The sequence below is a fragment of the Nocardia sp. NPDC051900 genome, from assembly GCF_044452545.1.
Taxonomy (GTDB): Bacteria; Actinomycetota; Actinomycetes; order Mycobacteriales; family Mycobacteriaceae; genus Nocardia; species Nocardia sichangensis.
The window spans coordinates 44,342-57,281 of sequence record NZ_JBITBU010000010.1; the positions used below are offsets into that span (position 1 = coordinate 44,342).

Genomic DNA, 12,940 nt, shown 5'->3' on the forward strand with positions numbered 1-12,940 from the left:
GTGGTCGGCGAACACAGTACGCTCGCGAACGTGTCGACTGGTCACGCCGAAGGCCTCACTCCCGCAGAGCAACGGCCGGGTGGACTGCGCGCAACACTCCGGCAGAGCCCGGGCGTGTCGCGGCTGGCCGTGGTGCGTTTCGCAGGGCAATTCGGCGACGGGATGTTCCAGGCGGCCCTGTCCGGCGCGATTCTGTTCAACCCCGAACGGCAGACCGATCCGCTGGCCATCGCGGCGGGCTTCGCGGTGCTGCTGCTGCCGTATTCGCTGATCGGGCCGTACGCGGGCGCACTGCTGGATCGCTGGGACCGGCGCACCGTGCTGCTGGTCGCCAACGTGCTGCGCGCGGTGCTGATCGCGCTGGTCGGCGCAGGGCTGCTGGCCGGGGCCGGCGAGACGCCGCTGCTGTTGCTGGCTTTGGCGGTGGTGGGCGTCAGCCGATTCGTGCTCGCGGGCGTCTCGGCCGCGCTGCCGCGCGTGCTGCCGCAGGCGTGGCTGGTGCCGATGAACTCGGTGCTGGCCACAGTGGCCTCCGGGTGCGCTGGTGCGGGTGCGGCCGTCGCAGTGGGTGTGATCGGACTGATCGGGGCGGGAGACTTCGCCTCGGCGGTCGCGGTGGCGATCAGCGGTATCGGGTCGCTGCTGGGCGCGGCGCTGGCGGCGGGGTTCCGGCCGCGCGTGCTCGGCCCGGCGCCCGGCGCGGCGAAGGGCGACAACACCGTGCACGCGATCGCTACCGGTCTGCGTACCGGGGCCACGGCGGTGTGGGAATCGAAAGCGGTCACGACGGCGATGCTGGGCATCGGCACCCACCGGATCGTCTTCGGCATGAATACGCTGATCATGGTGCTGGTGCTGCGCCAGACCCCGGTGGACGGCTCCGGGCTCAGTGGTGGCCTGGTCGGTTTCGGCGTCACGATCGCCGCCACCGCTGCGGGCATGCTGGTGGCCGCCGTCGTCGCGCCGCTGCTCATTCCGCGGCTGGGCCGCGCGCGCACTGTGGTGGCCGGTCTGATCACCGCGATGCTGGTGCAACTCACGCTGGTCACGCCGATCGCGTTCGCCGACTCGGGCGCCGCGGTGGAGCGTGCGCACGAACTCCTCTTGATCGGTGCGTTCCTGCTGGGACTCGCCGGGCAGACGATCAAGCTGACCGGTGACGCGACCATGCAGATAGACATCGACGACGCCCGCCGCGGCCAGGTGTTCGCGTTGCAGGACACGGTGTTCAATGTCGCGTTCGTGCTGGCGATCGTGATCGCGGCCCTGATCATTCCGAACGACGGCCGATCGGCGATCGTGGTGCTGGCCGGCGCCGCCATCTACGCCGCGGGGATCGTGGCCATCGCGCTGAACACGCGCCGCCGCGCGGTCAGCTGAGCAGCGGATCGTCGCCCGGGTCGCGCCGGTCGCGGTTCAGGTGTGCGAGGTGCTCGGGCAACGCGTCGGCCTCCGAACGATCGGCCTCCCGCCGCGAATCCGATAGTCGTGCTTCGCCGAGCAGACGATCCGGCGCCTCCGTGTCCGTGCGCACGCTCCAGTCCAGCGGCTCGCTCGCCGTATCGCCGGGTAGGCCGGTGATCTGATGGTTCCACGTGCCGAAGCCGGTGGGATCGGTGAAGAAATGGTCGAGCACGCCGTCGTCGTCCAGATCCAGCGCGGCGATATCGGCGCGGCCCGAACCAGCCGAATCCCACAGCGCGTCATCGGCGATGCCGTCTCCGTCGAAGTCCAGCCGCACCGCGTCGGCCGCGCCCGTGTCGCCGAGTTCCAGGTCGGCCTCGCTCGTCCAGACGTGCACGACTCCGTCACCGGTGCCGAACACGTACTCGATCTCGTTCATATGTCCTTGGACGCACGCGGCCCGGCGCCGGTTCCATTGCGCGGGTCTTTTTCGATTCGCCGTCCCCGTTTCCAGCGGTTGTTCCGGTAAGTTGGCTCGTCAGCAGCCGACCGACAGGAGACAACACGACATGGGTTCTCCGGTGCAAGACCCCGATGCGGTACGAGAACTGCTGAGCGCGTGGGAGGCTCGGTCCGCCACCGGACATCCGATCGCCTGACGAGCGCGGCCGGGCCGACCCTGATGCGCGCATCCGGAAGCAAATCGCCTTGTGTACCCGCCTTGTTCGGCGCACTGCTCGCCGGCGTCCTCACCGTACCGACGCCCACCGCGCAGGCCGCACCGTTTCCGTGGGCGCCGCCGCCGGTCAACAGTTGCGGTGAAGTCGGTTTCGACCCGCTCAACCGCGAACCCGATCCCGCGCAGCCTCCGCCGCCACCGCTGCCGCCGCAGATCGACATTCCCGTCCCGATCCCGGAACTCACTCCGGTCCCCGTGCCCGACCCACCGCACGACAACACACGGATCTTCCCGGACCCGCTGCCGGAGAATCCGTGTGAAAACCCGTGCCCGGACATCAGGGATTACCCCGCACATCCCGAGCCCGATCCCGATCCCAGCCCGACGCCCGAGACGGGCACCGACGAGAAACCCGGCTCCTCCGGCTCGTCATCCGGATCCGGTTCGGGCAGCGGTTCCGGCTCCGGTTCGAACGATGACTCCGGTTCTTCCTCCGGTTCCGGATCGCCGGTCAAACTGCCGCGCATCGAATTCAAGCCGGAGACCGAGCCTATTCCGGTCCCGGTTCCCGGCGGGCCCGGTGAGGAGCCACAGCCGGCCCCGCCACAGGTGGTACATCCGGCCGAACCCGGCCCGCTCGCGGCTCCGGTGGCCGCGCCGACGGTCGAGTCGGTCCAGCTGGTCGGCCAGGTGACCGGACACGGCTCGGAGAACCGCACCGACATGCGCTGGCAGGTCGACGGCACCGATCTCGGCCTCATGTGGGAGACGACGCCCGGCGAGATCGCCGTCGTTTTCGGCGACACCTTCGGCAAGGGCTGGGGTGTCGGCGGCGCGGGCAACGACGACCAGGACTGGCGCAGCAACGTCATCGGTTTCAGCACCGACCGCGATCTGTCCGACGGCCTGACGCTGGACACCTTCGCGCAGGACAGCCGCTGCCACGCCGCTGAGATCCTGGGCAGCCGCAAGATCAAGAACTGGGAGACCACCACCATCCCGACCTCCGGGTTCGCCATCGGGAATCGGCAGTACCTCAGCTACATGTCGGTGAACAGATGGAGCCGCATACCGGGTCTGTGGTGGACCAACTACGGCGGCCTCGCCTATTCCGACGACCGCGGGCGCACCTGGAAGAAAGACCAGCACGCCAAGTGGGAGAACCTGTTCGGGCTCGGCAAGTTCCAGGTCGCGGCGATGGTGCCGCAGGGCGATTACGTCTACATGTTCGGCACACCCAACGGACGCATCGGCACGATCGCGCTGGCGCGTGTGCCGAAGCACCAGGTGCTGAACAAGTCCGCGTATCAGTATTGGGTGGGCGGCACCTGGGCGCCCGCCGCCGAGAACGAGGCCACCCCGTTGGTGCTCGGCATCGCCAGCGAGCTCTCGGTGCGCTACGACCGGAAGACCGAGCAGTGGCAGATGGTGTACCTGGATTCGGCCCGGGGCGCGATCGTGCTGCGTACCGCGGCGAGCCCGCAGGGTGCGTGGACGGACGCGATCCCGCTGGTGTCCACCGCCGACTACCCGAAGTCCTACGGCGGGTTCATCCATCCGTGGTCGACCGGCGAGGACCTGTACTTCATGCTCTCGGCGTGGGACAGCTACAACGTGTACCTGATGCACGCCCGGCTCCAGCCGGGAGCGAACCGGGGTCAGCCCGCCCGCACGAACCGCACGGGTTGACCGGGCCGCGTCTGCGCGATGGCGTCGACATCGGCGTCGACGACCACCGCGACCACCGGATACCCGCCGGTGACCGGGTGATCGGCCAGGAAGACGACCGGTTGTCCGCTCGGCGGCACCTGGATCGAGCCGAGCGCCATGCCTTCGGTCGGCAGTTCGCGAGTGACCTTCCTGGTCAGCGCCGGGCCGGTGCGACGTTCCAATCGGGCGCCGATCCGGTCGGTGTCGGGGGAGATCTCCCACTCGCCCGCGAACAAGGCCGTGGCGTCGGCGAACCAGTCGTCGCGCGGACCGAGCACAGCGCGCACGGTGACGACGTCCGCGGGTAACTCGGCGACAGGGGCGAAGTCCACGACCGGGATCGTGTGCGGAGAAGATCCGACCGGGAGGCGATCACCTTTCCGCAGCGGTTCCGGCCCCAAACCAGACATGGTGTCGCGGCTACGAGAACCGAGCGTCTCCGGCACGTCGATGCCGCCGCGCACCGCGACATAGCTGCGGAGCCCGACCGACGCGTAGCCCAGCCGCAGCGCCTGTCCCGGTTCGAGTTCCAACACGCTCGCGTGACCAACGGGCCTGCCGTCGACGGTAGCGGGGGCCGGAGCACCCGTCACCGCCAGCATGACGTGCTCTTCGGCGTGCAGCGCGAGGCCACCGAGCAGCACTTCGATCGCCGCATGCCCCTCCGGGTTGCCGACCAATCGATTGGCCAGTCGCAGCGACCCGCGATCCGCCGCCCCCGCGGGCCCGACACCGGAATCGAACCAGCCCGGCCGCCCGAGATCCTGGATGGTCGCCAGCGGACCGACCGCTTCGACGACGATCATCCGCCGTCCCTCGCGTCGAGGAATCGAACCGTGGCGCCCGCGCGGATCAACGCGGGCGGGTCGCGCTCGACATCCCACATCCTGAGGTCGGTGGTCCCGATCAGCTGCCACCCACCGGGCGTGCTCCGCGGGTACACCGCACTGTATCCACCGGCAAGGGCGACGGCGCCCGCCGGAATCGATGTACGCGCCTGCGCTCTGCGCGCGACGGACAACCGTCCGTCAGGCGATTCCAGGTAGCCGAAGCCCGGCGCGAATCCGACGAAAGCACACCGCCACACCGTCCCGGTGTGCGCGGCGATCACTTCCGCGGTCGTGACGTCCAGCATCCTGGCCACGTCGTCGAGGTCGGCGCCGTCGTAGCGCACCGGAATCGACACCGGTTCGACGCGGAGAGCTTTATCGGCCGATGTTCCACGGGAAACAGCGGCCGACCGCTCGGCGTTCAAGGTGACCAAGAGCGTGGTCAGCGACCGGTGGACCGCTTCCGCGGCGCGCGGTGAATCGAGCGTCAGAAGTACGGTTTCCGCGGCCGGAAGGAAATCCTGCACGCCGGGTATCGGACGCTCCCGCAGCGCGGTGACGAGCTCCACCACCGTGTCTCGCCGAGGGGGAGTGATCAGCAACGCCCGATCACCCGCCGACCGGATCGCTTCCTCGGTCGCCTTCCGCTGCGCGTGCGTCACCGCGCCCGTGGTCTTCATCTCGCGGCCTCAGCCGAACGACTCCACCGGCACCCCGACTTCGTCCAGCGCGGTGCGGATGTGCCGGGCCATCTCCACCGCCGCGGGCGAATCGCCGTGCACGCAGATACTCGCGGCGCGCACCGCGACCTCGCCGGATCCGTCGGCAGTGCGCGTGGCTCCCGACTTGGCGATCGAGATCGCTTGAGCCACCGCGTCCTGCGGCCCCAATACCGCCCCCGGCGTACCGCGCGGTGCCAGCGAGCCATCGGGGGTGTACGCGCGGTCGGCGAATCCTTCTCCGACGAAGCGCACCCCGGCAGCCTCCGCGGCCGACTCCAACTGCGTTCCGGCGGGGCCGAGCAGGGCCAGCCGCGGGTCGTACTCCGCCATCGCGGCCAGCACCGCATCGGCCAGCTTCCGATCGCGCGCGGCCGAGTGATAGAGGGCCCCATGCGGTTTCACGTAGCGCACCCGGTCTCCTGCGGCCTTCGCGAAAGCGTCGAGGCCGCCGATCTGATACAGCACCTCGTCGCGCAGCTCACCGGGCGCCACGGCGATCTCGCGCCGACCGAAACCGGCCAGATCGCGATAACCCACATGGGCGCCGATCCGCACTCCCTTCTCCACCGCGAGCCCACAGGTCCTGCGCATGATCGCGGGGTCACCCGCGTGGAATCCGCAGGCGATGTTCGCGCTGGTGACGATGTCGAGCATGGCGGCGTCGTCGCCCATCGTCCACGGCCCGAAGCCCTCGCCGAGATCACTGTTCAGATCCAGCGCCATGTGCGTCCTCCCAGCGGTGTGTGACCGGCCTTTCGATTCTCGTGCTCGAGCGTTCCCCCAGGCAAGGACGGCCGATCCGCGCGACCTGGGTCACAGCGCACGAGTCCGGGGCCCTGGGCCAAGTACGCTCGATCCAATCATGGCCACGTATTTCGATCCGAAGTCCTGGTCGCCGCTTCGGGCCGTCGATCTCGGAAAGCGCCTGTTCGATCAGTCCTGGCTGGAGCAGTGGGTCACGCTCAGCACGGCCTGGATGGATCCGGTCGCCGACCTCGGCGCGGGCACGGTCACAGCGCTGCTGCCGGACGTGCTGATGACCATGCTCAGCGAGGGCATACTGAGCCGGTTCGGCGGACAGGAGGTCAGCGCGACCCTGCTCGGTCACGACCTGCACGCCACCTTGCAAGTGCTGAAGGTGCGCCGTCGCGGCGCGCACTTCCAGACCAAGACCGTGCTGTCGCGGCTGCGCTGGGACGATCACCCGATCGAGTCCGTGACGGTGATCGCGCACGGCGTCCGCCTGATTCCGGGCGTGCCGACGAAGGTGCGCACCGCCCGGCTCGACCTCATCGGCACCGTCACCACGGCGGCGCTGGTCGGATGGCTCAACACCCAGCCGCTGGACTGGGACTTGGACGTGCACTCCGGCGGGCTGATCCGAGCAAGGCACCGCAGACGACTGGTCACCGCCCTGGTGGACGCGTCGGTCACGGACAACCGACTGGACATCGCGGTACGGCGAGTGACCTGGCTCGGCTTCCGCGTTCCGCGCCGCATGATCGACGTCCCCGTTCTGCCACTGGAGCACCTGCCCGAGAACGCGCGAATCGTACGCGCCCAACGGGAAGGCGACCTGATCCGCTTCCGCGTCGAACTGCCGGAAATCGCCGGGTCCTTCGACCTCGCCCAAATGCGCTCGGCGATCCTGGCCGGCACCACCCTGATCGTCTTCTGACCTACTCAGGCCTGCGTCTTCCACCATTCGAGCAGCGCCGCCTCGGCTTCGTCCCGGCTGAGCGGGCCGTGGTCCAAGCGCAGTTCCTTCAGATGGCGCCAGGCCCGGCCCACCTCGGGGCCCGGGGGCAGGCCGAGCAACTCCATGATCGCGTTGCCATCCAGGTCCGGGCGTACCTTGGCCAGATCCTCCTGCTCCCGCAACCGCTCGATCCGCGTTTCCAGTTCGTCGTAGGTGGCGCGCAGCGCGGCGGCCCTGCGCTTGTTGCGAGTGGTGCAGTCGGCCCGGACCAGCTTGTGCAGGCGGGGGAGCAGCTCGGCGGCGTCGGTGACGTAGCGACGGACCGCGGAGTCGGTCCACTGGCCCTTGCCGTAACCGTGGAAGCGCAGGTGCAGGAAGACCAGCCGGGCGACGTCCTCGGTGAATTGCTTCGGGTACTTCAGCGCGCGCATCCGTTTGCGCACCATCTTCGCGCCGACCACCTCGTGGTGGTGGAAGCTGACGCCACCGCCCGGCTCGTTGCGCTTGGTGTCGGGCTTGCCGATGTCGTGCAGCAGCGCGGCCCAGCGCAGCACCAGGTCGGGGTCGCCCTCCTCCTGATCGATGGCCTGTTCGAGCACGGTGAGGGAATGCCAGTAGACGTCCTTGTGCTGGTGGTGCTCGTCGATCTCCAGCTTCATCGCGGGCACTTCGGGAAGCACCCGCTGCGCCAGCCCGGTCTCACACATGACGTTGACGCCGTCGATCGGATGCGCCCCGCCGATCAGCTTGTCCAGCTCCACCCGCACCCGCTCGGCGGTGATGCGGTCGATCTGGTCGGCCATCTCGGTGATCGCGGCACGGACGCGGGGATGCGGCTCGAACCCCAGCTGGGAGACGAACCGCGCGGCGCGCAGCATCCGCAACGGATCGTCGTTGAACGAATCCTCCGGCGCGGCAGGCGTGTCCAGCACGCCGTCGAGCAGCGCGGTCATGCCGTCGAGCGGATCGACGAACTCCAGCGCGCCGTCCGCGCCGATCCGCACCGCCATCGCGTTCACCGTGAAGTCGCGGCGGACCAGGTCTTCCTCGAGCGAGTCGCCGAAGGTCACCTCCGGGTTGCGGGACACCCGGTCATAGCTGTCGGCGCGGAACGTGGTGATCTCCAGTTGCTGCCGGTCCTTGGCCGCGCTGACCGTGCCGAACGCCAGGCCGCCGGTGTCCCACAGATGGTCCGCCCATCCGCGCAAGATGTCCTGCACCGCGTCCGGCCGCGCGTCGGTGGTGAAATCCAGGTCGGTCCCCAGCCTGCCGAGCACCGCGTCCCGCACGCTGCCACCCACCAGGTACAACTCGTGCCCCCGCGCCGCGAACATCTCGCCCAGCGGCGTCAGCACATCCGACAGCCCCCCGAGCGTCACCGCCGCGGCGGCCAGCAATCGGGTACGTCTATCCAGCACAGCGTCCTTGGACTTCGGCGCAACCACGAATGAGCAGCTTACCGAGCCGCGCCAACGGTTATCGCAGCCAAGGCCGCCGCGGCGGCCCAGATATATAAGGACACCGACATCAACCCAGCCAGCGGCACCCGCACACCGTCAGCCACTCACCGAATCCACTCCGACCGGCCACCAGCCAACACATCCACGACGCATCACCAGCACCAATCGACATGCGCCCGGCACTACACACACCGAGGTCCGGATACTCGGATATCAGCGCCCCGGCGCACCTCGACCACGACCTTCGAGCGAAGCGAGACCGAGCATCCGTCGTTCGCGGCCCGGCTCCCGCCCCGGTGACCGCCTCGAAGTCGCCAGCGGCCGTCAACCGCACGAAGGCCGCGGACACACGGCTCGAAGTCGCGGCCGAACAAATACCGTCCTGAACCGAGCATCCGCCGATCACCGCCCGTGCCGCACAGAACGACCGTCAAAACCACGTCGAACCACACCTGCCGACCGATCCGACACTCGGCCGCCCCACCCGCCCACACCCGGTCCGCGCTCCGGCACATACGCGCCCAGCGCACCCTGACCACGACTTTCGAGCGAAGCGAGACCGAGCATCCGCCGTTAGCGGCCCGGCTCGCGTTTGCGCGGCCGCCGTGTACGCGACGAAGGAGCAAGCGGCGGCCGCGCAAACGCGAGCCACAAAGGGGCCGCGAACACGCCGCGACGAAGTCGCGGCAAATTCAACACAGTAGGATTGCCAGGTGTCTCCGGCCGATCGCGCGAACAGTCGACGCCGCCAGCCTCGGCGCCGCGGTTCGGCCGCCAATGCCGCGAAGCCGCGGATGCGCACGGTGCGGGAGACTTCCGCAGGTGGACTGGTCGTCGACGGCCTGGACGGTCCCCCGGAAGCGCGAAGCGCGGCCCTCATCGGACGCACCGATCGCCGCGGGCGGTTACTGTGGTCGCTGCCCAAAGGACATATCGAAGAAGGTGAGACCGCCGAGCAGACCGCGATCCGCGAGGTCGCCGAGGAGACCGGCATCAACGGTGTCGTGGTCGCCGAACTCGGCAGCATCGATTACTGGTTCGTGACCGATGGTCGGCGGGTACACAAAACGGTGCATCATTATCTGCTGCGTTCGGTCGGTGGCGAACTGTCCGACGCCGACGTGGAAGTGACCCAGGTCGCCTGGGTTCCGTTGAGTGAACTGGATTCTCGGTTGGCCTACGCCGATGAGCGGCGGCTGGCGGAGATGGCGAACAAGCTGATCGACCGGATGGAGACCGGCAAGCGATGACGCGTGGACTGTTCCGGATCTTCGTGGCGGTCCTGACCATCCTCGGCCCCGTGACGACGCTGCCACTGCTCGATTCCGCGGCGGCGGGAGCGCAACCGACCGGGTCCGGCACCTCGACGAATCCCAAATTCCTGAAGCTGTCCCTCGATTCGGTGACGCCGACCACAGTGACCGCGGGCAGCGATTCGGTGCTCACGGTCGCGGGCACGGTCACCAATATCGGCGACCGTGTGGTGGACGACGTCAGCATCCGTGTCCAGCGGGCGGCGGCGATCACCACGCCGGTCGGGTTGCGCGCCACCTTGCGCCTCGACGAGGTCAACTACGACGTGAACGGCGACTTCGAAGATGTCGCGCAGCGGCTGAACCCGGGGCAGCGCAAACAGTTCACGCTGAGCATCCCGTTGCGTTCCGAGACCGGCGCCACGTCGCTGCGGATCACGGAGCCGGGCGTCTACCCGCTGCTGCTGAACGTCAACGGCGAACCCGCTTACGGCACGCAGGCCAGGCTCGACGACGCGCGATTCCTGCTCCCGGTGCTCGGGGTGCCGCCCGCCGCGAGCGACGGAGCCCCGTCGGTATCGGCGCCCACCGACGCTCCGGTGGCGACCACGCTGCTGTGGCCGCTGGCCGATCGGCCGCGGCAGGTCGGGGGTCGTCCGGGCAGCGTGGACGGCAAGGTCGAGCTCACCGACGACGAATTGGCCGCCTCACTCGGCAAGGGCGGCCGTCTCGATCAACTGCTGGCCGCGCTGGAAGGGACGTTGAACCCGAGCGCGGGCCGCAGCACCGATCTGGCCTCGGCCGTGTGCCTCGCCATCGACCCAGACCTGCTGCTCACGGTGCGCGCGATGACCAAGGGTTACCGCGTGCTGGCCAGTCCGTCCGATCCCGACGGCGCGACCAGAGCGGGTGCGGGCGCTGAACAGGCCCAGACCTGGCTGGACCGGCTGCGCGCCATGGCCGGGTCGATGTGCACCGTGGCACTGCCGTTCGCGCAGGTCGATCTCACCGCGCTGGCCGCGGTCAACGATCCGGCACTGTCCGCGCGCGCGATCAACGAACCGGCCGAGATCATCGACTCGATCCTGTCGACCCGGTCGGTGCGCGGGGTCAGCCTGCCGGATTCCGGCAGCATCGATGACGGCGCGGGGGCCCTGTTGCGCAGTCACGGTTTCGGTACCGCCGTGCTCGCGTCGACGGCGGCCGTCCCCCAGGGAAGCGTGGACTGGGCGCAGTCGAGCAGTGAGAGCGGCCGATCCGCATCCGGTGGAAACGAGGTTCTCTCCACCGCCGACCCGGCGATTCCGGAAGCGGTACGCCTGCCCGATATCACCGCGAGCCAGCCGACAGCACCGGCGCCCGCACCGCAGGTCACGGGCAATACGGTGCCCACGGCGAGTGCACCCGCGCCCGCCGCCGACCCCGCGCTGCACGCGGTGACGTTCGACATCTGGTCCGCGACCGCGCTCGCCGCGGTGGGTTCGAACCCGCCGACCCCGCCGTTCACCCCGTCCCGGGTCCGCTACGACGTGACCAACGACTCACGAGCGGCGCGCTTGCAGGACGCTCTCGGGGCGATTTCGTGGAAGGCGCTGCACCCGGAGGCGAACCCGTCGCGCTCGCTGTTGCTCGTTCCGCCGCAGCAATGGGGTGCGAACCGGGACGAGGCGACCGCACTGCTGCGCCAAGTCGACCAGCTGCTGCGCGGCAACCTCGCCACCGCGCGTCCGTTCCACGATCTGGTGACGCTGCCGCCGGACCCGCGGCCCTACGAGCTGGACTATCTGCCGCAGGCAGCGCAGGACGCGGTGCCGGACCGATTCCTGCCGCCGGTACGCGAACAGAGTCGCCGGATCACCGAGATGATGCGCGCGTTGGTGGACGTGCCGGAGGCCGAGCCGACGCCGCACGACTTCCTGACGCCGCTGCGCGACGACCTGCTGCGCGTACTGAGCCTCTCGGATCGGCGCGCGGGCGATGCCGCACCGCCGGACACCTTCGCCCAGCGGCGGCTGGACCAGAACACCCGGACGATGGACAAGCTCTATCGCTCGGTGACCGTACTGCCGCCGGGCGGCGTGTACACGCTCGCGTCCGAGCAGAGCCCCCTGTTGCTGGTCGCGCGCAACGATCTGCCGGTGGCCATCCGGGTCAGGTTCCGGATCGAGGCGCCTGCCGAGACGAAGATCACCGACCCCGGCGAGCAGCAGCTCCCGGCCAATGGGTCCAGGTCCTTCCAGATCCCGACGGAGGTCAGCGACAGCCGCAATCTCGTCATTCCGATCTCGCTCACCACGCCGGAGGGCGTCGCGCTCGGCAATCCCACGCAGGTCTCGGTGCGTTCGAACGCCTACGGCAAGGCCTTGGCGATAATTACGGGATGCGCCGCACTCCTGCTGCTCCTGCTGGCCGGTCGCCGTTTGTGGCGCCGGTTCCGCGGGCAGCCCGATCCGGCCGACGAGGGATTCGATCCGAGTACCAGGCGCCGGGTCAACCGGTACCGGCGCGCGCGCTCACGTGTGCTGCGGGCGCAGGAAAAAGAGCAGGAGCACCCCCAGGAGACGCGGTGACGGATCCCGCTCCGACGGGGCTACGTAAACCGCTGCTACCTGCGCCGATGTGGGGTACCGCAGTGTCATGTGGCACGGTGGAGGACAATCACAGTGTTGCCGAGCCGGTCCGATCCGGACGGGGACCACGGACAGAATGTTCGCTGAACACGGCGAACCATTGCGGCGAGCCGCGGCTCACCGCACCGATGGGGGTGCGGAATCCCGGCTGGTACAGGAGGCATGATGAGCGACGATGACATATCGGCTCATCGCCCTCGACCAAGCGACCGGCTCGACGGGCAACCGGTGCGCCGAGCCCCGGTCGCCCCGTGGGAGCGGAGCCCCGCTCCGGCCGAAGCCGAGCACCAGGGTGTGAACGGCGGTCCGTACAACGACGGCCAGGCGCCGAGAGTGCCGCAGGTCAGCCGTCCTCCGGCCGCACCGCAGCCGCGGCCTGGTCAGCACATGCCGCCGCCACCGCCCGCCGGACAACCGAGGCCGCCTGTGCCGCCACCGCCGCGACCCGGCCCCGTACCGAACCCACGGCAATATCCGGCTCCGCCACCGGCGGCCGGTCCTGGCCAGCCCCGCCCCGTTCCGCCTGGATCCAATCGCCAGGTGCCTGCGCCTT

The 12,940-nt window shown here is 69.3% G+C and carries 10 protein-coding genes; 5 read left to right on the forward strand and 5 right to left on the reverse strand.

Annotated elements, in window-relative coordinates:
- Positions 1-30: 30 nt before the first annotated feature.
- On the forward strand, positions 31-1,380 hold the full coding sequence (locus ACIA5H_RS18645; RefSeq protein WP_397076906.1) for an MFS transporter: 1,350 nt from the start codon (positions 31-33) through the stop codon (positions 1,378-1,380).
- Here ACIA5H_RS18645 and ACIA5H_RS18650 read toward each other — a convergent pair.
- Positions 1,373-1,843 (reverse strand): hypothetical protein, encoded by a 471-nt coding sequence (locus ACIA5H_RS18650; RefSeq protein ID WP_397076907.1) that lies wholly within the window; start codon positions 1,841-1,843, stop codon positions 1,373-1,375. The genes ACIA5H_RS18645 and ACIA5H_RS18650 overlap by 8 nt on opposite strands.
- A gap of 243 nt (positions 1,844-2,086) precedes the next feature.
- On the opposite strand from ACIA5H_RS18650, the gene ACIA5H_RS18655 reads away from it, so the two are divergent.
- A complete protein-coding gene (locus ACIA5H_RS18655; RefSeq protein ID WP_397076908.1) occupies positions 2,087-3,772 on the forward strand; it encodes a DUF4185 domain-containing protein in 1,686 nt (561 codons plus the stop codon).
- Here ACIA5H_RS18655 and ACIA5H_RS18660 read toward each other — a convergent pair.
- The 3 genes from ACIA5H_RS18660 to ACIA5H_RS18670 are packed head-to-tail and all read right to left on the reverse strand — an operon-like array spanning position 3,742 to position 6,068.
- Complete coding sequence (locus ACIA5H_RS18660; RefSeq protein WP_355078841.1) at positions 3,742-4,599, reverse strand: biotin-dependent carboxyltransferase family protein; 858 nt, start codon at positions 4,597-4,599, stop codon at positions 3,742-3,744. The genes ACIA5H_RS18655 and ACIA5H_RS18660 overlap by 31 nt on opposite strands.
- The gene (locus ACIA5H_RS18665) at positions 4,596-5,303 is read right to left on the reverse strand and encodes an allophanate hydrolase subunit 1 (protein WP_397076909.1); all 708 of its coding nucleotides are present in this window, start codon (positions 5,301-5,303) and stop codon (positions 4,596-4,598) included. The genes ACIA5H_RS18660 and ACIA5H_RS18665 overlap by 4 nt, the downstream gene beginning before the upstream one ends.
- A gap of 9 nt (positions 5,304-5,312) precedes the next feature.
- On the reverse strand, positions 5,313-6,068 hold the full coding sequence (locus ACIA5H_RS18670) for a 5-oxoprolinase subunit PxpA (RefSeq protein WP_356963219.1): 756 nt from the start codon (positions 6,066-6,068) through the stop codon (positions 5,313-5,315).
- A gap of 139 nt (positions 6,069-6,207) precedes the next feature.
- On the opposite strand from ACIA5H_RS18670, the gene ACIA5H_RS18675 reads away from it, so the two are divergent.
- On the forward strand, positions 6,208-7,023 hold the full coding sequence (locus ACIA5H_RS18675) for a hypothetical protein (protein ID WP_379249613.1): 816 nt from the start codon (positions 6,208-6,210) through the stop codon (positions 7,021-7,023).
- A 5-nt stretch (positions 7,024-7,028) separates the two neighbouring features.
- On the opposite strand, the gene ACIA5H_RS18680 is transcribed toward ACIA5H_RS18675, so the two are convergent.
- Positions 7,029-8,489 (reverse strand): CCA tRNA nucleotidyltransferase, encoded by a 1,461-nt coding sequence (locus tag ACIA5H_RS18680; protein WP_397076910.1) that lies wholly within the window; start codon positions 8,487-8,489, stop codon positions 7,029-7,031.
- Positions 8,490-9,217: 728 nt separating this feature from the next.
- Here ACIA5H_RS18680 and ACIA5H_RS18685 point away from each other — a divergent pair.
- Positions 9,218-9,754, forward strand: a complete 537-nt coding sequence (locus ACIA5H_RS18685) for an NUDIX hydrolase (RefSeq protein WP_397076911.1) — start codon at positions 9,218-9,220, stop codon at positions 9,752-9,754.
- On the forward strand, positions 9,751-12,327 hold the full coding sequence (locus ACIA5H_RS18690; RefSeq protein ID WP_397076912.1) for a DUF6049 family protein: 2,577 nt from the start codon (positions 9,751-9,753) through the stop codon (positions 12,325-12,327). Before ACIA5H_RS18685 ends, ACIA5H_RS18690 begins: the two co-directional genes overlap by 4 nt.
- The last annotated feature ends 613 nt before the right edge of the window (positions 12,328-12,940 follow it).